Raw genomic sequence first — 23214 nt, forward strand, 5'->3', positions numbered from 1 at the left:
GCGCGCCGCCGGGCGGGGCCGCAGGAACCCGGGGGAGCGCCCATGACCGAGCAGTACCAGTCCGCCCCTCCGCCCCACCCCGCCACCCCGAGCCAGGCCACGCCCCCGGCCACCCCCGGGACCACCCCGGACGCCGTTCCTGCACCCGACCCCGCGCCCGGCCCGGGCCAGGCCGCGGCCCGCGGCGCGGGCGCCCCTGCAGCCGGGACCGTCCTGGACGCCTCCGGCCCCGAGCCCGACCCCGCTGCTGAAGTCCCCGGGAGCGAGCCTGCCCGTGCGGCCGGTCCGGGGCGGGACGCGGAGCCCGGTCCGGGTGCGCCTCTCGCAGCCCTGGCCACCTCGGACACCCCCGCACCCGACTCCGAGCCCGTCCTCGCTCCTGCGGCCGGCCCCGTCCCCGAGCCCAGCCCTGGGGCCGGGACCGCGGCCGGGGCGGAGCGCGGTGCGGGCGGGCCTTCCGCGGCCGGGGGCGGGGCGGGGTACGACGCGTGGGGTGGTGGGGCGCTGCAGGTGGTCGATCGGGGGCGGGGGGCCGGCGGCCGGGTGGTGCGGCTGCGCCACGTGCTGGCCCTCGGCCTCGGCATCGCCCTGCTCGCCGGCGGCACCGGCGGCTGGCTCGGGGTGCTCGCCGAGCGCCGCAGCAGCACCCGCCTCGAACTCCCGCAGGCCGCCGTCGACGGCAAGGGCCGCGCCCCCGACAGCGTGGCCGGGATCGCCGCCACCGCGCTGCCCGGCGTCGTCACCCTCCACGTCCGCGGTGCCACGGGCGGCGGCACCGGCACCGGCTTCGTCCTCGACCCGCAGGGCCACATCCTCACCAACCACCACGTCGTCGCCGGAGCCAAGGACATCACGGTCACCTTCGCGACCGGCGAGAGCGTCGACGCCGAGCTGGTCGGCCAGGACAGCGGGTACGACCTGGCGGTGGTGCGCGTCGACGGGGTGCGCGGCCTGCAGCCACTGGCCCTCGGCAACTCCGAGAACGTGCAGGTGGGCGATCCGGTGGTGGCCATCGGCGCCCCCTTCGACCTCTCCAACACCGTCACCGCCGGCATCATCAGCGCCACCGGCCGGCCCGTCACCGCGGGCGGCGACAAGGGCGACGGCAGCGACATCAGCTACGTCGACGCCCTCCAGACCGACGCCCCCATCAACCCCGGCAACTCCGGCGGCCCGCTCCTCGACGCCCGGGCCCGCGTGATCGGCATCAACAGCGCCATCCGCGGAGCCGAGAAGACCGGCTCCGAGAAGCAGAGCGGCAGCATCGGCCTCGGCTTCGCCATCCCCGTCAACCAGGGCAAGCGGGTCGCCGAGGAGCTCATCCGCACCGGCCGGGCCACCCACCCCGTCATCGGCGTCACCCTCGACATGCAGTACAGCGGCGACGGCGCCCGCGTCGGCACGGCGGGCGAGGGCGGCAAGCCGGCCGTCACCCCCGACGGCCCCGCGGCCCGCGCCGGGGTCAAGGCGGGCGACGTGATCACGAAGGTGGACGGCCGGCGCGTGCACGGCGGGGACGAGCTCATCATCAAGATCCGCGCCCACCGGCCGGGCGACCCGCTCCGCCTCACCGTGCTCCGCGACGGCCGCGAGCTCACCCTGGCCCTCGTCCTCGGCTCGGCGAACGGATCATGACGATCAGGGGAAAGCACGACGGATGGAGCACCGATGTAGGGGCTGACCGGCCGGGCCGGGTACCGTTGTCGTGGCCCGACGTGGAGAGAGCCGAGGAGCGGCAAGGTGTTCAACGACATAGGCGCACTCGAGCTGGTCACCATCGTGGTTCTCGGCATCCTCATCTTCGGCCCGGACAAGCTGCCGAAGGTGGTCCAGGACGTCACGGGCTTCATCCGGAAGATCCGCGCCTTCTCCGACAGTGCCAAGGACGACATCCGCTCCGAACTGGGCCCGGACTTCAAGGACTTCGAGTTCGAGGACCTGAACCCGAAGACGTTCATCCGCAAGCAGCTCTCCGAGAACGAGGACCTGCGGGACATCCGCGGCAGCTTCGACCTGCGCAAGGAGCTGAACGAGGTAACCGACGCCGTCAACAGCCGCGAGCCCGAGGCTGCCCCGGACCTGCTGAAGAAGCCCGCCGCCCCGGCCGCGGAACGGCGGACCTGGTCCGACGCCGACGCCACCTGAGCCTCGTCCTGCCCGGCGATCCGGGGTCCGGTGGCTATCCTCCATGAGTCCGGACCAGGGCGCCCGAGGTGGGGGGTCCCCCCAACGACCTGTGGGGGAGGGCCGTTCCGGACCCAACGGAACGAGAGGCCGCATCGATGGAGACGACGAGCAGCAGCAGGGTCGGCACACAGCCCGCAGAAGCACCCGAGCTGCCCGAGCTACCCGACCTACCCGCCGCAGCAGCACCCGCCGAGCCCGCCGCGGCACCGGCGGCGTCGGCCGTGCCCACAGCGTCGGCCGTGCCCGCGGCTTCGGCAGCACCCGCCGCCCCCGCGACGGCGCCCGCGCCGGCCCGGGAGACCTCCCGGCCCGTGCCCGCGGCCCGGCGCACGGCCGAGGCCTTCCTGCGGGCCGACTTCCCCTGGTACGGGCTGGACGAGGCCTTCACCGGGCCGCGCTGGCTGATGCAGGTCGGCACCGGCGCCGACGGCACCGTCGAGCACGGCTCCACCGGCCACGGTGACGAGCCCTCCGTCCGCGGGGAGATCGCCACCGGCGAGAAGGAGCGCTTCGCGGTGGTCGTCACGGTCGCCAGCAACCCGCTGCGCCGCAGCGGCGACGGCACCGGCGTCCTGGAGGCCACGTCGGTCTCCTCCGCGGCCTGGCTGGCCGGCTCCGGGCTGCTGGCGTACAGCTGGCCCGGGCAGATGGACCACAGCCTGCGCGACGACTGGCTGGCGCAGCAGACCGAGGCCGCGTGGGAGCTCGCCGACGACCTCGACGGGCCCGACTGGTCGGTGCTGTCGCTGCCCGTGGACGGCGAGCCGACGCCCTTCCACTACCGCGAGTCCGAGTTCGGCTGGGTGCTGGCCGGGTCCACCGCGGCCGGCGTGCACCTGGGCGCGTACGGGCGGGGCATGAGCGCCTACGGGCTCGGCTTCTCCGTCATCGGCGACCTCGCCGCGTACCAGCAGTAGCCCGCAGCGGGTACGCGGAAGGGCACCGCCGGCGGCGGTGCCCTCCACTGACGCGGCCCGGAGCCCGGGCCGCGCGGGCCGGAGCCCGTCGCTCAGGCCCCGTTGCTCAGGCCCCGTTGCTCAGGCCCCGTTCCTCAGGCCCCGTTTCTCAGAACTTGTTGCGCGGGGTGATGCCCAGCGACATGCCGGCCAGGCCCCGGGCGCGTCCGCCCAGCTTGCCCGCGATGGCGCGCAGCGCCGCGCCGGCGGGGGAGTCCGGGTCGGCCAGGACGACCGGCTTGCCCGAGTCGCCGCCCTCGCGCAGGCGGACGTCGATCGGGATGGAGCCGAGCACCGGGACGGTCGCGCCGACCGTCTTGGTGAGGCCGTCGGCGACCTTCTGGCCGCCGCCCGTGCCGAACACGTCGACCATCTCGTCGCAGTGCGGGCAGGGCAGGCCGGACATGTTCTCGACCACGCCGACGATCTTCTGGTGGGTCTGGACGGCGATCGCGCCGGCCCGCTCGGCGACCTCGGCCGCGGCCTGCTGCGGGGTGGTGACGACGAGGATCTCCGCGTTCGGCACCAGCTGGGCCACCGAGATCGCGATGTCGCCGGTGCCCGGCGGCAGGTCGAGCAGCAGCACGTCCAGGTCGCCCCAGAACACGTCCGCGAGGAACTGCTGGAGGGCGCGGTGCAGCATGGGCCCGCGCCACACGACGGGCGCGTTGCCCGGGGTGAACATGCCGATGGAGATGACCTTCACGCCGTTGGCCGACGGCGGCATGATCATGTTCTCGACCTGGGTGGGCCGGCCGTCCACGCCCAGCATGCGCGGCACGCTGTGGCCGTAGATGTCCGCGTCCACGACGCCGACCTTCAGGCCGTCCGCGGCCATCGCCGCGGCCAGGTTCACCGTCACCGAGGACTTGCCGACGCCGCCCTTGCCGGAGGCGACCGCGTAGACGCGGGTCAGCGAGCCGGGCTTGGCGAACGGGACCTCGCGCTCGGCGGTGCCGCCGCGCAGGTTGGCCGCGAGCTCCTTGCGCTGCTCGTCGCTCATCACCTCCAGCGACACGGCGACCGAGGTGACCCCGGGGACCTTTGCGACGGCCCCGGAGACGTTCTGCGTGATCGTGTCGCGCATGGGGCAGCCCGACACCGTCAGGTAGACCGTGACGGCCACCGCGCCGCCCTCGCCGATCTCCACCGATTTGACCATGCCGAGCTCGGTGATCGGCCGGTGGATCTCGGGGTCGTTCACCGTCGCCAGTGCGTCGAGGATCGCGTCCTGCTCGGGCACGGCGGCGGAGCTTGTGTCGGTAGCCATGCCCCCGATGGTACGGCTCGGTAGCCTGCCACCGGTAAGGCCGCTAGCGGTCGCCTTCGTCACTCTCCGCCGGGAACAGCCGGCGCTCGTCCATCTCCTTGATCAGGTCCTGGAACTCCGACCGGATCCAGTCGCGGGTGGCCACCTCGCCCAGGCCCATCCGCAGTGCCGCGATCTCCCGGGTCAGGTATTCGGTGTCGGCGATGGACCGCTCGTTCTGCTTGCGGTCCTGCTCCAGGTTGACGCGGTCGCGGTCGTCCTGCCGGTTCTGCGCGAGCAGGATCAGCGGGGCCGCGTACGAGGCCTGCAGCGACAGCATCAGCGTCAGGAAGATGAACGGGTACGGGTCGAAGCGCAGGTGGTCCGGGGCGAAGATGTTCCACAGCACCCACATGACGATGACCAGCGTCATCCAGACGATGAACCGGCCCGTGCCGAGGAACCGGGCCACCCGCTCCGACAGCCGCCCGAAGGCCTCCGGGTCGTACTCCGGCAGCAGCGAGCGGCGCGGCGCCCGCGGCTGGTCCAGGCGCACCCGCGAGCGGGTCAGTGCGCTCGACCCGGTCGACTGCCCGGACCGGGCGCGCTCGGCCCGCTCGGAGGCCCGCTGCTCCGTCCGCTCGGACCCGTCCAGCAGCCCGCTCTCGCGCGCCTGGACCCGCGCCTGCTCGCGCCGCTCGCGGATCTGCTCCCGGCGCCGCTCGCGGGCCTGCTCGCGGTCCCGCCTCCGGTCAGTACCCACGCGGGGCCTCCTCCGCATGGAAGTCCGTCTCCCGCCAGTCGTCCGGCAGCAGGTGGTCCAGCACGTCGTCCACGGTCACCGCGCCCAGCAGTGCGCCGCCCTCGTCGACGACCGGCACGGCCACCATGTTGTACGCGGCCAGGAAGCTGGTCACCGCCGGCAGCGAGGCGTCCGGCCGCAGCGGCGGCAGGTCCGTGTCCACGATCGAGCTGACGAGGGTGAACGGCGGGTCCCGCAGCAGCCGCTGGAAGTGCACCGTGCCCAGGTACTTGCCGGTCGGCGTCTCGTCGGGCGGCCGGCACACGTACACCTGCGCGGCCAGCGCCGGCGACAGGTCGGCCTGCCGCACCCGGGCCAGCGCGTCCGCGACCGTCGCGTCCGGCCGCAGCACGATCGGCTCGGTGGTCATCAGACCGCCCGCGGTGTTCTCCTCGTACGACAGCAGGCGGCGCATGTCGGCGGCGTCGTCCGGCTGCATCAGCGTCAGCAGCCGCTCCTTGTCGTCCTCGGGCAGCTCCGACAGCAGGTCGGCCGCGTCGTCCGGGTCCATCGCCTCCAGGACGTCCGCGGCGCGCTCCTCCTTCAGCTTGCCGAGGATCTCCACCTGCTCGTCCTCGGGCAGCTCCTCCAGGACGTCCGCGAGCCGGTCGTCGTCGAGGGCGGTCGCCACCTCGGCGCGCCGCTTCGGCGTCAGGTGGTGCAGGACGTTCGCCACGTCGGCCGGGCGCATCTGCTCGAAGGTGGCGACCAGGTTCTCGGCGCCCTGGCCCTCCTCCTCCAGGGAGAAGCCGGTCACCGCCGACCACTCGACGGTCAGGGTCTCGCCGCGGCGGCGCAGCGCCCCGCCCTTGCCCTTGCGGACGAAGATCTTGTCGATCTCCCAGTCGCGGCGGGCCGGCAGCTGCTGGATGGCCACGTCGAGGACGGTGGCCTCCTCGCCGGTCGCGGTCAGCTGCACCCGGCGGTCGAGCAGTTCGCCGAGGACCAGCCGCTCGGTGGGCCGCTGTTCGAAGCGCCGCATGTTCACCACGCCGGTGGTGATCACCTGCCCGGACTCCACACCGGTCACCCGGGTCATCGGCAGGAAGATCCGGCGCCGGCTGACGACCTCGACGACCAGGCCCAGCAGGCGCGGCGGGCGCCCGCCGACACGGAGCATCGCGACGAGGTCGCGGACCCGGCCGACCTGGTCGCCGTTGGGGTCGAAGACGGGCACACCCGACAGATGCGACACGAAGATCCGCGGGGCGCCTCCAGCCATACCGGCGCCTCCTGTTGCCTCGTGTCCACCGACAGTCCTGCCGCCCCTCAGGCTAGCCCGTGGCGCGCGCAGACGTCCTGGTGGGGCCGTCCGGCCGGGGAGGCCCCGCGGACGCGGCCCCCGCCGTACGGGCGGGTACGCTGCCTGCTGCCCGAAGACGTACGACGAGAGGCACCTGCCCGTGACCGCTTATTTCCCCGCCGCGCGCCTGCGCCGGGCAGCGTTCGCCGGTGTCCTGTGCGCGGGCCTGGCCGTCACCGGCGCGGGGTGCGGGCCGGATCCCGACGAGGGCACGAACGGGGTCGGCAAGCTCTCCGCGGGCCAGATCGAGGGCAAGGCGAAGGCCGCGGCCGGCGCCGCCGCCTCGGTGCACCTGTCGGGCACCCTGGTCAGCGGCGGAAAAACCTTCACGCTCAACGTGCGCCTGGGCAAGGAGGGCGGCTCCGGCGAGGTGAAGTCGAAGGAGGACACCTTCCAGCTGCTGCGCGTCGGCGAGCAGCTCTACCTGAAGGCGAGCGCGGCCTTCTGGGGGACCTCCGAGGCGGCCGGGAAGCTCGGCGACAAGTACGTGAAGGTGCCCGAGAGCGACCCCACCTACAAGCAGTTCCGCGGCTTCACCGACATGCACGTGCTGCTCGACGGCCTGCTCGGGCTCGACGGCAAGCTCGCCAAGGTCGAGAACTACACCAAGGTCGGCCCCACCCGCGCGGTCCAGGTGACCGCCAACCAGGGCAAGGGCGGCAAGCTGTCGGTCTCCCTGGAGGGCACCCCGTACCCGCTGCGCATGGAGCGGGCCGGCGGCGCCGGCGCGGTCGACCTCAGCGACTGGGGCAAGCCGGTCCCGCTGCAGGCGCCCCCGGAGGACCAGACCCTCGACTACGGTTCCCAGCTGCCCACCACGAAGGACAAGGAGCCGGGCGGGTCGGCCTCCCCGGCACCGAGCGGCAGCAAGGGCACAGGCACGGGCACGGGCTCGAACCCGGGCCAGTAGTCCGGGGCGCGGGGAACTGCGCGACCGGCCACAACGGGCCCGCAGGCGAGTGCCGGCCCCTCACGGCACCTCCCGCGGAGCGCTCAGCGGGCGGACTTGCGGCGCTTCAGCAGGAGCTTCGGCAGCCCGGCCGGGATGGGCCGGCGCGTGACCGCCGGCGAGCCGTGCGGGACCGCGGCCAGCGAACCGTCCGGCAGCTCGGCGGCCACCGCGACCGGGTCCAGGCGCAGCAGCCGGCACTCGCGGGCCCAGCGCGCGGTCATCTGCTCCGAGTCGGGGGCGTTCAGCCGCTTGCCCTTGAGCTCGGCGACGGCGGCCTCCCACGGCTCGCTGCCGGGCGCGAGCTCCCGTACGGCCGCGGTCCAGGCGACCAGCCGGCCGCCCTTGTCCTTGCTGCGCACGGTCACCTCGGCGGCCGCCCCGTCCGCGAGGCCCGGCAGCGGCTGCTCCCCGGGCCCGTCGCCCAGCACGTGGGCCGCGCCGTCGACCCAGGCGTGCCACAGGGCCCGGTCGGCCCCGTCGCCGCGGACCCAGATCAGGCCGGACTTCTTGGTGGCCTCCTCGACGAGGGCCAGGTCGAGCGTGCTGAGAGTCATGCGCACAGCGTAGGGGGTCGGGCCGGGCGGGCCAGGGGGCCGCCCCGAGGGCCCTACAGCCAGCCGTTGCGGCGCAGTGCGCGGTGGATGGCGAAGCAGCTGCCGACGATGGCGGTCATCACCATCGGGTAGCCGTACTGCCAGTGGAGCTCGGGCATGTGGTCGAAGTTCATCCCGTAGACCCCGCAGATCATCGTCGGGACGGCGATGATCGCCGCCCAGGAGGTGATCTTGCGCATGTCCTCGTTCTGGGCGACCGTCGCCTGCGCCAGGTTCGCCTGGAGGATCGAGTTCAGCAGCTCGTCGAAGCCGACGACCTGCTCGTGCACCCGCGCCAGGTGGTCGGCGACGTCGCGGAAGTACTTCTGGATGTCCGGGTCGACCAGCCGCATCGGCCGCTCGCTGAGCAGCTCCATCGGCCGCAGCAGCGGGGCGACGGCCCGCTTGAACTCCAGGACCTCGCGCTTGAGCTGGTAGATGCGGCCCGCGTCGCCGCCGCGCGCAGCACCCTTGGCGGGCGCGGCGAACACCGCGCTCTCCACCTCGTCGATGTCGTCCTGCACGGCCGCCGCGACCGCGATGTACCCGTCGACGACGTGGTCGGCGAGGGAGTGCAGCACGGCCGAGGGGCCCTTGGCGAGCAGCTCCGGGTCGTCCTGCAGGCGGTGGCGCAGGCCCCGGAGGGAGCCCTGGCCGCCGTGCCGGACCGTGATGACGAAGTCGGTGCCGGTGAAGCACATCACCTCGCCGGTCTCCACGACCTCGCTGGTCGCGGTGAGTTCGGCGTGCTCGACGTAGTGGATGGTCTTGAAGACGGTGAAGAGGGTGTCGTCGTAGCGCTCCAGCTTCGGCCGCTGGTGCGCGTGGACCGCGTCCTCCACGGCGAGCGGGTGCAGGCCGAAGACGGCGGCGATCCCCGCGAACTCCTCCTCGGTCGGCTCGTGCAGGCCGATCCAGGCGAACCCGCCGTCCTCGCGGACCCGCCGGATGGCCTCACGCGGCGTCAGGCAGGCCGGTCCGGCGACGCGCCGGCCGTCGCGGTACACGGCGCAGTCGACCACGGCGCTGCTCGCCGAGGGGTCGCGGGTGGTGTCGTAGCCGGGCTGGACAGGGGTGGACCGGCGCAGGGCCGGGCGTACGGCGGCACGCAGGTAGGGCAGCATCGACATGGCAGGCTCCTTCGCACGCACGGCGGCAACCGCACGGGGTGTGGAGGCCCCTTCCGGGCGGCGCGGTGCGGCACTGCACCGTCGGCGGGCGGGGTGTGCCGAAGCGGCCGGAAGGAACAAAACAGGACGGGAGGACAACGTTCTGCCGTCGCTCTTCTGCTGATCAGATGATCAAAACGGGCGAAAGGTGCCCGTACGGGATGCGGAAGAGCGGTTGGTACTGCACGATCGACTTCGCTTCATCGCAGTCCCCACCTCCTCCGGCCGGTCCTCCGTGGAGGACTTCCTGTCGCCTGATGCCCGGATGCATTCCCCCGGCGACCGCTGGGGTACCCCCATGCATGCGGCATCGGCCAGCGGACAACACTATCAGCCGACGGATGGTCAAGACCCGCCCTTTACCCGCCTCATACGAGTTCTATGCTCGATCCATGGCAGAAATTCTGGCTCTCGTCGAGGCCCGGCTGCGCAGCGCCCTCGGTGAACCCGACGCACGCGCCGCCGTCACCTTCCTCGGCACCGACCGCATCGAAGTGCTCCGCTTCACCGGCGACGGCCTCGTCCGGTACGCGACCCTCGGCATGTCCGCGACCCCGATGACCGACCCGACCGCGATGGTCGCCGACCCGCAGCGCGGCCCCCGCGCCGAGCTGGTGCTGACCGTGCGGGAGGGCCGCGCGGCCACCGACAGGGTGCTGCGGCCCCTCGCCGTACTGGCCGCCTCCCCGCAGGTCGAGGGGCTGGTCGTGGCGCCCGGCGCCTCCCTCGACGTGGGGGAGCCGCTGTGGGAGGGGGCGCCGTTCACCTCCGTCCTCGTCGCGGAACCGGGCGGGCTCGTCGAGGACCTCGCACTGGACGAGCCGATGGACCCGGTGCAGTTCCTGCCGCTGTTGCCGATGACGCCCAACGAGGCGGCGTGGAAGCGGGTGCACGGTGCGGCCGCCCTCCAGGAACGGTGGCTCGCGCAGGGCACGGACCTGCGCGACCCCCTGCGCTCCGCCGTGCCGCTGGACTGAGACATCCGGACGGGTGATCGTGTCTTGACGGCGCGCCGGGCGGGGAGGAGCGTTGCATCCCATGAGGGGCGAACCGAGTTGCCCGAAGTGCGGTGGCCGGGTCAGGGCGCCCGGACTCTTCTCCGACTCCTGGCAGTGCGCGGTGCACGGCGCGGTGCACCCGCTGCAGCCCGTCATCCCGCCCAGCGTCGAGGGCCTCACCGTCGTCGTGCACCGGGCCCGCGTGCCGGTGTGGATGCCGTGGCCGCTGCCCGTCGGGTGGCTGTTCACGGGGGTGGCCTCGGCCGGTGACGACCGCAGCGGGGGCAGGGCGACCGCCGTGGCCTGCTCGGGGCCCGGACCGCTGGGCGGGATGGGCGAGTTGCTGCTGATCGCCGAGGAACTGGGCGTCGGGCTGGGCTCGCGGTTCGCCGGGATCGACGGCCCCGACCCCGGCGCCTGCCTCGACGTGTCCGCCCCTCCGCACACCAAGGTCGTCGCGGCGGGCCGCCCCACGCCGCTGTGGCACGTGAAGGACGCCCCGGACGACCGGGCCGTCTTCGCCGGCGAGGCGCGCGGGCTGTGGCTGTGGGCGATCGCCTGGCCGGAGCGGTCGGGCATGCTGATGTACGACGAGCTGGTGCTGACGGACCTGCGGGACGCGGGCGCCGAGCTCGAACTCCTGCCGTGCGGCGCCGTAAGCCCGCGCATCCTGGACCCGTAACACCGGGCCCCGCCCGGGCCCGAGCCCGCGTCTGCCGCCCCCGTGTCTGGGCCCGCACCCGGGCCCGTGCCCGCGTCCGGGGCCGCGAGGTCGCGGTGGTGTCGGCGGAGGGGGTGGGGCGGCTGCTCCAGCGGCCGGACGTTATCCTGGGGTGTCCCCGTACCCGCGACCCCTGGAGCCATGGCCGTGCGCATCGACCTGCACGCCCACTCCACGGCCTCCGACGGGACCGACACCCCCGCCGAGCTGGTCCTGGGGGCGGCCGCCGCCGGGCTCGACGTGGTCGCACTGACCGACCACGACACCGTCGGGGGATACGCCGAGGCCCTTGCCGCGGCCCCGCGCGGGCTCACCGTCGTCCCCGGGATGGAACTCTCCTGCCGCCTCGACGGCATCGGGATGCACCTGCTCGCCTACCTCTTCGACCCCGAGGAGCCCGAGCTCGCCCGCGAGCGGGAGCTCGTCCGCGACGACCGCACCCCCCGCGCCCAGGCCATGATCGGCAAGCTGCAGGCGCTCGGCGTGGACGTCACCTGGGAGCAGGTCTCCCGGATCGCCGCCGGCGGCTCCGTCGGCCGCCCGCACATCGCGACCGCCCTCGTCGAGCTGGGCGTCGTCCCGACCGTGTCGGACGCGTTCACCCCGGACTGGCTCGCCGACGGCGGCCGCGCCTACGCGCAGAAGCACGAGCTCGATCCCTTCGACGCCATCCGCCTGGTCAAGGCCGCCGGCGGCGTCACCGTCTTCGCCCACCCGGCCGCCGTCAAGCGCGGCCGCTGCGTCCCCGAGAGCGCGATAGCCGATCTCGCGGCCGCCGGCCTGGACGGCATCGAGGTCGACCACATGGACCACGACGCCGACACCCGCAGCCGGCTGCGCGCACTCGCCGGCGAGCTGGACCTCCTCGTGACGGGCTCCAGCGATTACCACGGCAGCCGCAAGACCTGCCGCCTCGGCGACTACACCACCGACCCCGAGGTCTACGGCGAGATCACGCGCCGCGCGACCGGGGCCTTCCCCGTGCCGGGCACCGGCGGAGCCGCGGGCGCGTAACGCCCCTTTCCGGCCCGCTGCCGGGAGGCGCTGCGCGCTGCCCCGCCCTCTTCTTCCTTCCTCGAAACACCCCACTCTCTGCAAGGCATCACTGTGTTCGACTTCGCCGTCTTCGGATCCCTATTTCTCACGCTTTTTGTGATTATGGACCCGCCGGGCATCACGCCGATCTTCCTCGCCCTGACCTCCGGCCGGCCCGTCAAGGTGCAGCGCCGGATGGCCTGGCAGGCCGTCTGCGTGGCCTTCGGCGTCATCGCGGTCTTCGGTCTCTGCGGCCAGCAGATCCTGGACTACCTGCACGTCTCCGTCCCGGCGCTGATGATCGCCGGTGGTCTGCTGCTCCTGCTCATCGCGCTCGACCTGCTCACCGGCAAGACCGACGAGCCGAAGCAGACCAAGGACGTGAACGTCGCCCTCGTGCCGCTCGGCATGCCGCTGCTCGCCGGGCCCGGTGCGATCGTGTCCGTCATCCTGGCCGTCCAGAAGGCGGACGACGTCAGCGCCCAGGTCTCGGTCTGGTGCGCGATCATCGCGATGCACGTGGTCCTGTGGCTCACCATGCGCTACTCGCTGGTGATCATCCGGGTCATCAAGGACGGCGGCGTCGTCCTCGTGACGCGCCTCGCGGGCATGATGCTCTCCGCCATTGCCGTCCAGCAGATCATCAACGGCGTGCTCCAGGTCGTCCGGGGCGCCTGACCCCGGGTCCCGGCGCCACGCCGCGCGCATGCGAACGCCCCCGCACCGAAGAGACCGGACGCTGTTGGTTAATTCGGGGTGCGGCTCCACTCGGCCCCGCTGAGCTTCGGCTCGGCGGGGCCGAGTGCTGCGAAGTGGCTGGTGCGGGTGCGGGCCCGGGGTGTGTCGGTGAGGTGGGCGTCGATGCGGGGGAGGTTGATCGCGGCGCCCGTGAGCTGTAGGGCGGTCTTCGCGAGGCCGTGGTAGCGGGATCTGCGCAGGCCGCAACGCTGGACTGCCTGGGAAATGGTGCCCTCGACGCCGGCGCGGGTCTTGTAGCGCTCCTTCCAGGTGGCGGTTTCCTGGTCGGCGCGGGCCTGGCGGAGGGCTTTGTGCTCCTCGCGGGGCCGCAGCGTCAGCCGCCAGCCGACGCTGGAGGTGGTGCACTGCTCGCGGACCGGACAGGGACGGCAGTCACCGCCCTTGAAACGGACCCGGATCACTGGGGTGCCCTCGGGTGAGCGGTCGGGATTCCAACAGGTCGCGGTCCTGCCTCCGGGGCAGGTGACCTGCTCGTTTTCCCAGTCGATGGTGAAGTCGTCGCCGGTGAACCCGCCGCCCGCAGCGGTCTGGGGGCTGACGGCCAAGGCGGCCGGGCCGGTGAGCGTGATGCCGTACTCGCGGCGGGCGTGAACGAGTACGTGGGCATCGACGTATCCGGCATCGACCAGGTGTTCGCCCGGCAGACGGCCCCCCCTTCGGGAACGCGGCCCGCGCTACCCGCACCGTCTCCGCCGGGACCTCGCCCGACCCCCTCGGCTGCATCGACACCCGCACCCACCCCAAACGCAACGTCGGCCTTCAAGACCCCAACCGGGTCTTGAAGGCCGACGTCACGCGAGCCCCCGAATCAACCAACAGCGTCCGAAGAGACCGGTGCGGGGGCATCCTGCATGTGCGGCGGTGCGGCCCGAAATGTCAGGAGGACGCACTCTCGGCCGGTCGGATCAGGATGCGCTGGCCGATGGCGGCCGCCTGCTGCACGATCCGGTTGACGGAGGCCGCGTCCACGACGGTGCTGTCCACGGCCGTTCCGTCGACGTCGTCCAGGCGCAGAATCTCGAAGCGCACGGCTTCTCCCTTCGTCAGTGTTCTCCTTGCATGGGTTCCCAACGAAGTATAAGACTCAAACATTCCCTACGCTAAGGAAATTTTTTCCCTGGCTAACTACCGGGCGTCGGCGGCACCCCAGAACGCGACCAGCGCATCCGCCGTGACCTGCGGGTTCTCCGCATTCGGCGAGTGTTCCGCACCCGGCACCACCACGCGACGGGCTCCCAGACGCTGTGTCATGTCGTCCATCAGCGGCACCGGCCAGGCGTAGTCCACCTCGCCCGACAGCACCAGCTTCGGCAGGTCCACCCCGCTCAGCTCCGCCACCCGGTCCGGCTCGGAGACCAGCACCCGCCCCGTGGCGATCAGCTGCTCCGGCACGGTCGCCATCCACCGGTCCCGCAGGAACTCCGCCAGCTCCGGGCCGTCCGGCACCGCGTCCTCGGGGTCGTACGAGCGCATGGCCGTCCAGACGCCGGCCATGTCCTCCCGCATCACCTCCAGCGCCGCGACCAGCAGCTCCGTCCGCTCCCGCTGCTCCTCGGCGATCGCGGCCGGCCCGCTGCTCATCAGGGTCAGGGAGGCGAAGGGCGCCGCGTCGCGCAGCACGGCGGCGCGGGCGATCAGCCCGCCGAGCGAGTGCCCGACCAGGTGGACCGGGCCCCCGTCGAGGGCGGCCGCCTGCGCCAGCACGTCCTGCGCCAGCTCGTCCAGGGCGTACGCCGACTCCTCGCGCGGCCCCGGCGTCTCGTGCTGGCCGCGCCCGTCGACGGCCACGACCCGGTAGCCGTGCGCGGCCAGCGGCTCCAGGAGGCCGATGAAGTCCTCCTTGCTCCCCGTGAAACCGGGGACCAGCAGGGCCGTCCCGCGGACCGGCTCGCCCGCCTCGTGGACGGCGAACTCGCCGCGGGCGGTCGGGAGGCGGTACGCACGGGCGTCGGACGGCAGGGTAAGGCGGGGCGGCTTGCTCATGGCCTGAGGTTACCGGCCCGTAGCAAGCCGCCCCAGCCCGGGAGACCGCCCCCGTACGCCGCGGGCCCCGGCCCCCCTGGGAGGGGGAACCGGGGCCCGGATCACGGCACTGCGGGGGCTCAGGCCTCCGCGGTCGGCGCCACGGCCTTGCGGGTCCGCGTGCGCTTCGGCTTCGCCGGGGCCTCCTCGGCCGCGGCGGCCTCGACCACCGGAGCCTCCGCGGCAGCGGTGGTCTTGCGGGTCCGGGTGCGCTTCGGCTTCGCCGGAGCCTCCTCGGCCACGGCCACCGGCGCCTCGGCCGCGGGGACCTCGGCCGCGGGCGCCACTGCCTTGCGGGTCCGGGTCCGCTTCGGCTTCGCCGGAGCCTCCTCGGCCACCGGGGCGGCCTCGGCGACCGGCGCCTCGGCGACCGGGGTCACCGCGGCGGCCTTGCGCGGGGCCCGCACGGTACGGCGGGCGGTCCGGACCGGCTCGGTCGGCGGGGCGATCTGGAATTCCGGCTCGGGGCCGGTCGGCGCCGGCACCAGGGCCCGGGCGGGCGCGGCCGCGGCCGCCGCCAGGATCGACGTCTGGGTGGGCTTGCGGGTACGGGCCTGCCGCGGCGCCGGAGCCTTCGCCCGTGCGGCCGGGGCAGTCGGCGCCTCGACGACGGGCGCCTCGACGACCAGGGCCTCGACCACCGGGGCCTCGGCCACCGGGACCTCGACCACGGACGCCACGGCTGCGGGCGCCTCGGCGACCGGAGCGGCCGTGGCAGCGGCCTCGGCGGCTGCGGCCGACGCCGACACGCGGGTGCGGCGGCGGCGCGGCCGGCGCGGCTGGTCCGCCTCCGGGGCCCCGTCGACCGCCGGAGCGGCCGGGGCCGCATCGACGGCCGGAGCCTCCGCCACCGGGGCCGCGTCCGCGGAACCGGCGGCGACCTCGGAACCGCCGCGGGTGCGGCGGCGCTGGCGCGGGGTCCGGGTGCGCTCCGGACGCTCGGCGGCGGCGGGAGCGGGGGCCGCACCGCGGCCGCCCCGGCCGCCGCGGCCGCCGGTCTCGCCCAGGTCCTCGATCTCCTCGGCCTTCAGGCCGGCCCGCACGCGCTCGGAGCGCGGCAGGATGCCCTTGGTGCCGGCCGGGATCCCCAGCTCCTCGAACAGGTGCGGGGAGGTGGAGTACGTCTCCACGGGGTCGTGGAAGTCCAGCTCCAGCGCCTTGTTGATCAGCTGCCAGCGCGGGATGTCGTCCCAGTCGACCAGGGTGATCGCCGTGCCCTTGGCGCCGGCGCGGCCGGTGCGGCCCACCCGGTGCAGGAACGTCTTCTCGTCCTCGGGCGTCTGGTAGTTGATGACGTGCGTCACACCCTCGACGTCGATGCCGCGGGCGGCGACGTCGGTGCACACCAGCACGTCGACCTTGCCGTTGCGGAACGCGCGCAGCGCCTGCTCGCGCGCGCCCTGGCCCAGGTCGCCGTGGACGGCGCCGGAGGCGAAGCCGCGGCGCTCCAGCTGCTCGGCGATGTCGGCCGCGGTGCGCTTGGTGCGGCAGAAGATCATGGCCAGTCCGCGGCCCTCGGCCTGCAGGACGCGGGCCACGAGCTCCGGCTTGTCCATGTTGTGCGCGCGGTAGACGCGCTGGGTGATGTTGGCGACCGTCGCGCCCTCGTCGTCGGGCGAGGTGGCGCGGATGTGCGTCGGCTGCGTCATGTACCGGCGGGCCAGACCGATGACCGCGCCCGGCATGGTCGCCGAGAACAGCATGGTCTGCCGCTTGGCCGGCAGGTGGTTGATGATCTTCTCGACGTCGGGCAGGAAGCCCAGGTCGAGCATCTCGTCGGCCTCGTCGAGGACCAGCGCCTTGACGTGCGACAGGTCGAGCTTGCGCTGGCCGGCCAGGTCGAGCAGGCGGCCCGGAGTGCCGACGATGACGTCGACGCCCTTCTGGAGCGCCTCGACCTGGGGCTCGTACGCGCGGCCGCCGTATATGGCGAGGACGCGGACGTTGCGGACCTTGCCCGCGGTCAGCAGGTCGTTGGTGACCTGCGTGCACAGCTCGCGCGTCGGGACGACGACGAGGGCCTGCGGGGAGTCGGTCAGCTGGTCGGGCGTGGCCCGGCCGGCCTCGACGTCCGCGGGGACGACGACCCGCTCCAGCAGCGGAAGGCCGAAACCGAGCGTCTTGCCGGTTCCGGTCTTCGCCTGGCCGATGACGTCCGTGCCGGAGAGGGCGACGGGGAGGGTCATCTCCTGGATGGGGAAGGGGGTCACGATGCCGACTGCTTCGAGGGCCTCGGCGGTTTCGGGAAAGATCCCGAGTTCACGGAACGTAGTCAGGGTGCTGCCTCTTCTGTGAGACGCGGCGCGAGGCGGCGAGGGGGGTGGTCGTACCGTGCCGGGCTTGCAGTACTGCGATGTACGTACGAAGCTGCGCGGGACCACTGCCTTCGCTCAAGCCGCCAGTGCCGCTGAGGGGGCCCCTCGTGGACGCGGTACGCATGGACGTACGCATCATCCGAGGGCGGTCGGGTTGGAGCCGATCGGGCCACCGACCGGGCATCCTCATGCGATGGCCCGCCGAGTATTCGGCAGGCGCATTACCACTGTACCCCGGAATCGCGCAGGCGTGTCGGGTGAATTCACCTGGTCGTCGCGTTCGGGTGGACGGAGGGCAGTGTGACGTGATGGCGTCAGGGGTGTCCAGGCGGGCTATTGTGCGGAGCATGTCGACCGTAGAAAACGCATCGCCCGCCGACGACGGCGCACCCGCCGAGGCGACCGGTATCGCCGCCCAGGACTGGGCGACCGCCTCCGCCTCGCCGCAGTACCGGGCCGCCGTCGTGGACCTGCTGGGCGCACTCGCGTACGGCGAGCTCGCGGCCTTCGAACGACTCGCGGAGGACGCGAAGCTCGCGCCCACCCTGGACGACAAGGCCGAGCTCGCGAAGATGGCCTCCGCGGAGTTCCACCACTTCGAGCGGCTGCGCGACCGGCTCGCGGCGATCGACGCCGAGCCCACCGCCGCCATGGAGCCCTTCGCCAAGGGCGTCGACGACTTCCACCGCCAGACCGCGCCGTCGGACTGGCTGGAGGGCCTGGTCAAGGCGTACGTCGGCGACTCGATCGCCAGTGACTTCTACCGCGAGGTCGCCAGCCACCTGGACGCCGACACCCGCGCCCTCGTGCTCGCCGTCCTCGACGACACCGGCCACGGCGGCTTCGCCGTCGAGAAGGTGCGCGCCGCGATCGAGGCCGACCCGCGCTGCGGCGGCCGGCTCGCGCTGTGGGCGCGCCGCCTGATGGGCGAGGCGCTCTCGCAGGCCCAGCGGGTGGTCGCCGAGCGCGACGCCCTGTCCACCATGCTGGTCGGCGGTGTGGACGGGATGGCGGCCGGCTTCGACCTGGCGGCCGTCGGCGAGATGTTCGCCCGGATCACCAAGGCCCACACCAAGCGGATGGCGGCCCTGGGCCTCGCCGCCTGAGCGCTGCGCTGGCAGTGCCGTGATGAAACCGCGGGCCGGTGGGGGCTGATCGCGCAGTTCCCCGCGCCCCTGACGGGGCGCGGTCAGCTGCGTCGGCGCCAGCGCCATCGGCGCCCGTCAGCCCCGCGACGGAAGCGAAAAGGGCGTCCGGTGGGCGGGGCGGGGGCCGGACTGCCGGCCCGGGCGCAGCAGCAGCGACAGGATCACCGCGGCGACGAGCAGCGAGCCGACCAGTGTCGCGGTCACCGTGCCGTGCCCCGGGCCGAGCGCGTACTGCGTGAGGTACGCCCCGAACAGGGCGCCCAGCGCCCCGCTGGCGAGCACGACGCGCGGCGACGGCAGCCGCGGGGCGAACAGCCGCAGAGCCGCTGCCGACAGGGCCAGGCCCAGGAGGGCGGAGCCGAGCGCCTCGATCAGCAGCATGGGGGCCTCCCGCAGGTCAGGGGCTAACCGGTCACAGCCGTCCTACCCGAACCGGAAGACACGGAAACGGCCCGGTGGAATCAACCACCGGGCCGTTTCGCGTAGTTATCGGAAACACGCCGGAACGGGTCAGGCCGTACCGGAACGCGTCAGACCGTGCCGGAAGGCATCAGGCCGTGCCGAAACCGACCTTGCGCGCGCTCGGCTCGCCCAGGTCGACGTACGACAGGCGGTCGGAGGGCACCAGGACCCGGCGGCCCTTGATGTCGGTGAGGCTCAGCAGCGGTGCCGAACCGGTCAGCGCCTCGGAGACGATGCGTTCGAGCTCCTCGGCGCTCAGGTTGCTCTCCAGCACGATCTCCCGGGGTGCGTGCTGCACGCCGATCTTGACCTCCACGGCTTTGTCCCTCCGACGGTCGGTTGTGCGCGATCAGCCGCGCCGTACCCGGTCCACATTAGCCCGCAGCGGCGACACGCAAGCCGCGCAGCGGACACGCTGGCAGCGAACAGCGGATCACGCCCGGGCGCCCGGGCCCGGACGATCACGCCGGGGCGGTCACGCCGAGACGCCGTCCGCACCGTGCAGCGGGAAGCCCGCGATGCCGCGCCAGGCCAGCGAGGTCAGCAGCCCCACCGCCTTGTCGCGGGCGACCGGGCTCTCGCTGGAGAGCCAGTACCGGGCCACCACCTGCGAGACGCCGCCCAGGCCCACGGCCAGGAGCATCGACTCGTCCTGCGACAGGCCGGTGTCCTCGGCGATCACGTCCGAGATGGCCTCGGCGCACTGCAGCGAGACACGGTCGACACGCTCGCGCACCGCCGGCTCGTTGGTCAGGTCGGACTCGAAAACCAGGCGGAACGCGCCGCCCTCGTCCTCCACGTACGCGAAGTAGGCGTCCATCGTCGCCGCCACGCGCTGCTTGTTGTCCGTCGTCGACTCCAGCGCCCCGCGCACCGCCTGCAGCAGGTTGTCGCAGTGCTGGTCCAGCAGCGCCAGGTAGAGGTCGAGCTTGCCCGGGAAGTGCTGGTACAGCACCGGCTTGCTCACCCCGGCCCGCTCGGCGATGTCGTCCATCGCCGCCGCGTGGTACCCCTGCGCGACGAAGACCTCCTGGGCCGCGCCCAGGAGCTGGTTGCGTCGGGCTCGGCGCGGCAGGCGCGTGCCCCGGGGACGCGCTGCATCCGTCTGCTCGATGGCTGTCACGCCGCCTCCCACTTTCTCTGTAGCCGCAGTGCCTCTGCGCCGCGCCCGCCATCGTACTTTTCGGTAACCGAATCTGTAGGGCCGAAGCCGAGTTTTCTCGCTGTACGGACCGCCCGGACGTGCTGGTCAGCGACGCCGGGAGGGGTTACCGAACGGTAGTCCGGGGCGGCCGGGCGCGGTCGGGCGGTCGGACGCGGCCGGACGCGGTCGGTCGGAGGGGGCCGGGCCCCTCAGCGGTAGTCATCCTCGTCCAGGGGCACCACCCGGGCCTGGTCGGCGGCGTCCCCGTCGGCTGCCTCGCCCCGGTCCACCCCCGTCACCCGCTCGTCGTCGTCCACGGGCTGCAGCTCCGCCTGCTGCTCCGCGGCATCGGCCTCGGGCGCCTCCGCGTCGAGGGCGTCCCGGAGCTTGCCCCGGAAGGTCTCCGGCTCCGCCGGGTCGACACTCATCTGGCTCCCCTTCTTCCCTCACCCCTCATGGTCCTGCCTCACCTATGAGCCTAGGAGGATCGCGGGTGCGCCGCTACGTGGATCCCCGGGCACCGTGGGGCGGGCGCGGGTCTGTGATGCCGAACACAAGAGTCCGGACGTGATCGTCTCGTAACATTGCCCCCATGTCTTCGACCGAGCTGCCGGGTGTGCGATCGGCCACCGAGCCGTCGTTCCGGGCGGAAGCCGCCCGGGTGGCCGAGGGGGAGCAGCTGCGCACGGCCCTGCTGCCCGGCCTGGAACTGACCGTGCGGTCCCGGCCCGCGACCCGTACCGGACTGTCGCCCGCCCTGTTCGTGCACGGCCTCGGCGGCTCCTCCACCAACTGGTCCGCCCTCATGGCCCTGCTGGAGGACAGCGTCGACGGCGAGGCCGTCGACCTGCCGGGCTTCGGCTGGTCCCCACCGCCGGCCGACCGCGACTACTCGGTCACGGCGATGGCCCGCGCGGTCATCCGCCACCTCGACGCCGCCGGCCGCGGCCCCGTCCACCTGTTCGGCAACTCCCTCGGCGGCGCCGTCAGCACCCGCGTCGCGGCCGTCCGCCCCGACCTGGTGCGCACGCTGACGCTGGTCTCGCCCGCCCTGCCCGACCTGCGCATGCAGAAGTCGGCCCTGCCGACCGTCCTGCTCGCCGTACCCGGGATGACCGGCCTGCTGCACCGCCTGGCCGGCGGCCTCACCGCCGAGCAGCGCACCCGCGGCGTGATGCAGCTCTGCTACGGCGACCCCTCCCGGGTGCGCGCGGAGGACTTCCGCACCGCCGTCGAGGAGATGGAGCGGCGGATGGCCCTGCCGTACTTCTGGGAGGCGATGACCGGCTCGACCCGCGGCATCGTCGACGCGTACACCCTCGGCGGGCAGCACGGGCTGTGGCGCCAGGCGCAGCGGGTGCTCGCGCCGACCCTGCTCGTCTACGGCGGACGCGACCGACTGGTGGCGTACCGTACGGCCCGGAGGGCGGCTGCGTCCTTCCGGGGTTCGAGACTGCTGAGCCTCCCCGAGGCCGGGCACGTCGCGATGATGGAATACCCCGAGGCGGTGGCGAACGCCTTCCGGGATCTGCTGCACGACACCGACCGAGATACCGAAGACGGCAGGGGCTGACCACCGTGGGACGACATAGTCGCAAGGGCCCTGCCCCTGCCCCCGCCCCGGCGCGCCCGGCGCCCGCGCCCGCCGCGTATCCCCCGTACGAGCCGTACGGGCAGTACGAGCAGTACGAGCAGTACGGGCAGCACGAACCGCACCTCCCGTACGAGGACCACCCGCCGTACGGGGACCGGACCGGGTACCAAGGCCGGCAGCCGGCGTACGGCGGGCAGCCCGGGTACGAGCAGTCCCCCGGCCCCGCGTCCGGCCACGGGCAGCAGCCCGGCCACGACTGGTTCCCGCCCCGCGACCAGTACCCCGCGCAGGAGCCGTTCCCCGCGCAGGACCAGTTCCCCCCGCAGGACCAGTTTCCTCCGCGCGACCCGTTCCCCTCGCAGGACCAGTTCCCGCCGTACGAGGAGCCGCGCGGGCGGCGCCGCCGCACCGAACCGACCGTCGCCCACCAGGGCTACGCCCCCGCCGACGCCCCCGAGTCCGGCGCACGGCCCGGCGGCCGCCCCGAGCGGCGCGAGCCCGGCGGCGGCTGGGGCTCCGACACCGGCCCCGGCCCGGTCCACGGCGACCGGCTCGGCGCACCGCGCTCGACCGGCGCGCCCGCCGCGGTGCTGGACACCGGCACGCCGCCCTTCGACACCCCCGCGGCCGGGTTCCCGCAGACCGTCCTCGAACCGCAGCCCGCGGCCGGCCCCGCCGACCCGTTCGCCTCCACCGGCGCGCAGCGCGGCGTCGTGCCCTCGCCCCGCGAGGAGGTCGCGCCCGCCGAGACCGAGGAGGAACGGTCCTCCGGCCGCTCCAGGGCCCGCACGTACGGCGGTGTGGCCGCCGTGGCCGTCACCACCGCGATCGCCGTCGTCGTGGGCACCCAGATGCTCACCGGCGGCGACACCAAGACCTCCGCCCCGCAGGCCGCCGGCAGCGCCTCCGACCGCGCCCAGCCCGGCCAGTCCCCGGCCTCCCGCTCCGACGGCCGCGGCGCCCCCCAGGCCCAGGCCCCGGCACCGGCCGCGCCCGAGCTGTCGTACGAGCAGAAGATGGCCCAGCAGCTCCCGCTCGACGCGAAGCTGAAGGGGCCGGGCACCTTCGACACCGTGCCCGGCGTCGCGGCCGCCCCCGGCAAGGGCAAGGTGGTCCGCTACCGCGTCGACGTCGAGCAGGGGATCGGCCTGGACGCGCAGCTGTTCGCCGAGGCCGTCCACCGCACCCTCAACGACGACCGCAGCTGGGGCCACGGCGGCAGCAGGACCTTCGAGCGGGTGCCGGGCGGCGAGGCCGATTTCGTCATCACGCTGGCCAGCCCCGGCACCACCGGCGTGTGGTGCGCGAAGTCCGACCTGGACACGACGATCGAGAACGTCAGCTGCGACTCCGCGAGCACCGAGCGCGTGATGATCAACGCGTTCCGCTGGGCCCAGGGCTCCCCGACGTACGGCCCGGACCAGATGTTCGCCTACCGGCAGATGCTCATCAACCACGAGGTGGGCCACCGGCTCGGCCACGGGCACGTGAACTGCAAGACCCCGGGCGCCCTCGCGCCGATCATGCAGCAGCAGACGAAGTCCCTCGACATCGACGGGGTCAGCTGCAAGCCCAATCCCTGGGCGTTCCCCGGCAACTGACGCGCCGCGGGCGGCGCCCCGCACAGGTCCTTTGCTAGCGGCCTCGAACGCGAACCGTACGGGAAAGTTACGACTCTTCACCCCTTCCGGTGGCGGGGGGGGGCCCCCCCCCCCGCGCCCCCCCCCCGCCCCCGGGCGGCGGGGGGGCGGGGGGCCCGCCCCCCCCCCGCCCGCCGCGACCCGCCGAGGGGGGGGGGCCCCCAG

At 73.7% G+C, this 23214-nt stretch carries 23 protein-coding genes and 1 pseudogene; 11 read left to right on the top strand and 13 right to left on the bottom strand.

The features are described 5' to 3' along the window. Nucleotides 1-42: 42 nt before the first annotated feature. The 3 genes from ACIQUT_RS13130 to ACIQUT_RS13140 all read left to right on the top strand — a co-directional run bounded on the left by ACIQUT_RS13130 (nucleotide 43) and on the right by ACIQUT_RS13140 (nucleotide 3104). The gene (locus ACIQUT_RS13130) at nucleotides 43-1635 is read left to right on the top strand and encodes a trypsin-like peptidase domain-containing protein (RefSeq protein ID WP_403562434.1); all 1593 of its coding nucleotides are present in this window, start codon (nucleotides 43-45) and stop codon (nucleotides 1633-1635) included. 105 nt (nucleotides 1636-1740) lie between these two features. Continuing rightward, the gene (locus tag ACIQUT_RS13135) at nucleotides 1741-2145 is read left to right on the top strand and encodes a sec-independent translocase (protein ID WP_403562435.1); all 405 of its coding nucleotides are present in this window, start codon (nucleotides 1741-1743) and stop codon (nucleotides 2143-2145) included. Between the two features lie 137 nt (nucleotides 2146-2282). Continuing rightward, the gene (locus tag ACIQUT_RS13140; RefSeq protein ID WP_403562437.1) at nucleotides 2283-3104 is read left to right on the top strand and encodes a hypothetical protein; all 822 of its coding nucleotides are present in this window, start codon (nucleotides 2283-2285) and stop codon (nucleotides 3102-3104) included. A gap of 148 nt (nucleotides 3105-3252) precedes the next feature. Here ACIQUT_RS13140 and ACIQUT_RS13145 read toward each other — a convergent pair whose 3' ends face one another. From ACIQUT_RS13145 to ACIQUT_RS13155, 3 genes are all read right to left on the bottom strand, one after another. Continuing rightward, nucleotides 3253-4413, bottom strand: a complete 1161-nt coding sequence (locus tag ACIQUT_RS13145; RefSeq protein WP_403562439.1) for an Mrp/NBP35 family ATP-binding protein — start codon at nucleotides 4411-4413, stop codon at nucleotides 3253-3255. Nucleotides 4414-4456: 43 nt separating this feature from the next. Further along, the gene (locus ACIQUT_RS13150; RefSeq protein ID WP_403562520.1) at nucleotides 4457-5050 is read right to left on the bottom strand and encodes a DUF1003 domain-containing protein; all 594 of its coding nucleotides are present in this window, start codon (nucleotides 5048-5050) and stop codon (nucleotides 4457-4459) included. A 94-nt stretch (nucleotides 5051-5144) separates the two neighbouring features. Next, nucleotides 5145-6416 carry a magnesium transporter MgtE N-terminal domain-containing protein gene (locus ACIQUT_RS13155; RefSeq protein WP_403562441.1) on the bottom strand — a complete coding sequence of 424 codons (1272 nt, stop codon included), beginning with the start codon at nucleotides 6414-6416 and terminating at the stop codon, nucleotides 5145-5147. 181 nt (nucleotides 6417-6597) lie between these two features. Between ACIQUT_RS13155 and ACIQUT_RS13160 the strand changes: the two genes are divergently transcribed. Beyond that, entirely contained in the window at nucleotides 6598-7407 is an 810-nt protein-coding gene (locus ACIQUT_RS13160; protein ID WP_403562443.1) for a hypothetical protein, read from the top strand. 83 nt (nucleotides 7408-7490) lie between these two features. On the opposite strand, the gene ACIQUT_RS13165 is transcribed toward ACIQUT_RS13160, so the two are convergent. Both ACIQUT_RS13165 and ACIQUT_RS13170 read right to left on the bottom strand, forming a co-directional pair. Then, nucleotides 7491-8003 carry a hypothetical protein gene (locus tag ACIQUT_RS13165; RefSeq protein ID WP_403562445.1) on the bottom strand — a complete coding sequence of 171 codons (513 nt, stop codon included), beginning with the start codon at nucleotides 8001-8003 and terminating at the stop codon, nucleotides 7491-7493. Between the two features lie 53 nt (nucleotides 8004-8056). After that, on the bottom strand, nucleotides 8057-9172 hold the full coding sequence (locus ACIQUT_RS13170) for a magnesium and cobalt transport protein CorA (protein WP_403562447.1): 1116 nt from the start codon (nucleotides 9170-9172) through the stop codon (nucleotides 8057-8059). A 431-nt stretch (nucleotides 9173-9603) separates the two neighbouring features. On the opposite strand from ACIQUT_RS13170, the gene ACIQUT_RS13175 reads away from it, so the two are divergent. The 4 genes from ACIQUT_RS13175 (at nucleotide 9604) to ACIQUT_RS13190 (ending at nucleotide 12643) form a co-directional block, all read left to right on the top strand. Beyond that, the gene (locus tag ACIQUT_RS13175; protein ID WP_403562449.1) at nucleotides 9604-10188 is read left to right on the top strand and encodes a suppressor of fused domain protein; all 585 of its coding nucleotides are present in this window, start codon (nucleotides 9604-9606) and stop codon (nucleotides 10186-10188) included. Nucleotides 10189-10249: 61 nt separating this feature from the next. Continuing rightward, entirely contained in the window at nucleotides 10250-10891 is a 642-nt protein-coding gene (locus tag ACIQUT_RS13180) for a DUF6758 family protein (protein WP_403562451.1), read from the top strand. Between the two features lie 186 nt (nucleotides 10892-11077). Next, complete coding sequence (locus ACIQUT_RS13185; RefSeq protein WP_403562522.1) at nucleotides 11078-11944, top strand: PHP domain-containing protein; 867 nt, start codon at nucleotides 11078-11080, stop codon at nucleotides 11942-11944. A gap of 93 nt (nucleotides 11945-12037) precedes the next feature. Further along, nucleotides 12038-12643, top strand: a complete 606-nt coding sequence (locus ACIQUT_RS13190; protein WP_403562453.1) for a MarC family protein — start codon at nucleotides 12038-12040, stop codon at nucleotides 12641-12643. A gap of 68 nt (nucleotides 12644-12711) precedes the next feature. Here ACIQUT_RS13190 and ACIQUT_RS13195 read toward each other — a convergent pair. The 4 genes and pseudogenes from ACIQUT_RS13195 to ACIQUT_RS13210 form a co-directional block, all read right to left on the bottom strand. Next, nucleotides 12712-13368: pseudogene (locus ACIQUT_RS13195) on the bottom strand (transposase); the annotation flags it as partial. A 232-nt stretch (nucleotides 13369-13600) separates the two neighbouring features. Continuing rightward, on the bottom strand, nucleotides 13601-13753 hold the full coding sequence (locus ACIQUT_RS13200; protein ID WP_007266367.1) for a hypothetical protein: 153 nt from the start codon (nucleotides 13751-13753) through the stop codon (nucleotides 13601-13603). Between the two features lie 96 nt (nucleotides 13754-13849). After that, nucleotides 13850-14707 carry an alpha/beta fold hydrolase gene (locus ACIQUT_RS13205; RefSeq protein WP_403562455.1) on the bottom strand — a complete coding sequence of 286 codons (858 nt, stop codon included), beginning with the start codon at nucleotides 14705-14707 and terminating at the stop codon, nucleotides 13850-13852. A 119-nt stretch (nucleotides 14708-14826) separates the two neighbouring features. After that, nucleotides 14827-16956 (bottom strand): DEAD/DEAH box helicase, encoded by a 2130-nt coding sequence (locus ACIQUT_RS13210; RefSeq protein ID WP_403562457.1) that lies wholly within the window; start codon nucleotides 16954-16956, stop codon nucleotides 14827-14829. Nucleotides 16957-17408: 452 nt separating this feature from the next. Between ACIQUT_RS13210 and ACIQUT_RS13215 the strand changes: the two genes are divergently transcribed. Beyond that, nucleotides 17409-18167 (top strand): ferritin-like fold-containing protein, encoded by a 759-nt coding sequence (locus ACIQUT_RS13215; protein WP_179175000.1) that lies wholly within the window; start codon nucleotides 17409-17411, stop codon nucleotides 18165-18167. 117 nt (nucleotides 18168-18284) lie between these two features. Here ACIQUT_RS13215 and ACIQUT_RS13220 read toward each other — a convergent pair whose 3' ends face one another. The 4 genes from ACIQUT_RS13220 to ACIQUT_RS13235 form a co-directional block, all read right to left on the bottom strand. Next, nucleotides 18285-18587 (bottom strand): hypothetical protein, encoded by a 303-nt coding sequence (locus ACIQUT_RS13220; RefSeq protein WP_403562523.1) that lies wholly within the window; start codon nucleotides 18585-18587, stop codon nucleotides 18285-18287. A gap of 172 nt (nucleotides 18588-18759) precedes the next feature. Further along, nucleotides 18760-18987, bottom strand: coding sequence for a DUF3107 domain-containing protein (locus ACIQUT_RS13225; RefSeq protein WP_403562458.1), 228 nt, complete (start codon nucleotides 18985-18987; stop codon nucleotides 18760-18762). A gap of 159 nt (nucleotides 18988-19146) precedes the next feature. After that, nucleotides 19147-19794 (bottom strand): TetR/AcrR family transcriptional regulator, encoded by a 648-nt coding sequence (locus tag ACIQUT_RS13230; RefSeq protein WP_403562460.1) that lies wholly within the window; start codon nucleotides 19792-19794, stop codon nucleotides 19147-19149. Between the two features lie 230 nt (nucleotides 19795-20024). Continuing rightward, nucleotides 20025-20243: a hypothetical protein gene (locus ACIQUT_RS13235; RefSeq protein WP_403562462.1), complete on the bottom strand. Its 219-nt coding sequence runs from the start codon at nucleotides 20241-20243 to the stop codon at nucleotides 20025-20027. Between the two features lie 164 nt (nucleotides 20244-20407). On the opposite strand from ACIQUT_RS13235, the gene ACIQUT_RS13240 reads away from it, so the two are divergent. Together ACIQUT_RS13240 and ACIQUT_RS13245 are read left to right on the top strand one after the other, a co-directional pair. Next, a complete protein-coding gene (locus tag ACIQUT_RS13240; RefSeq protein WP_403562464.1) occupies nucleotides 20408-21388 on the top strand; it encodes an alpha/beta fold hydrolase in 981 nt (326 codons plus the stop codon). A 5-nt stretch (nucleotides 21389-21393) separates the two neighbouring features. After that, nucleotides 21394-23010 carry a DUF3152 domain-containing protein gene (locus tag ACIQUT_RS13245; RefSeq protein WP_403562466.1) on the top strand — a complete coding sequence of 539 codons (1617 nt, stop codon included), beginning with the start codon at nucleotides 21394-21396 and terminating at the stop codon, nucleotides 23008-23010. The last annotated feature ends 204 nt before the right edge of the window (nucleotides 23011-23214 follow it).

The sequence above is a fragment of the Streptomyces sp. NPDC090445 genome, assembly GCF_044769385.1.
GTDB lineage: Bacteria > Actinomycetota > Actinomycetes > Streptomycetales > Streptomycetaceae > Streptomyces.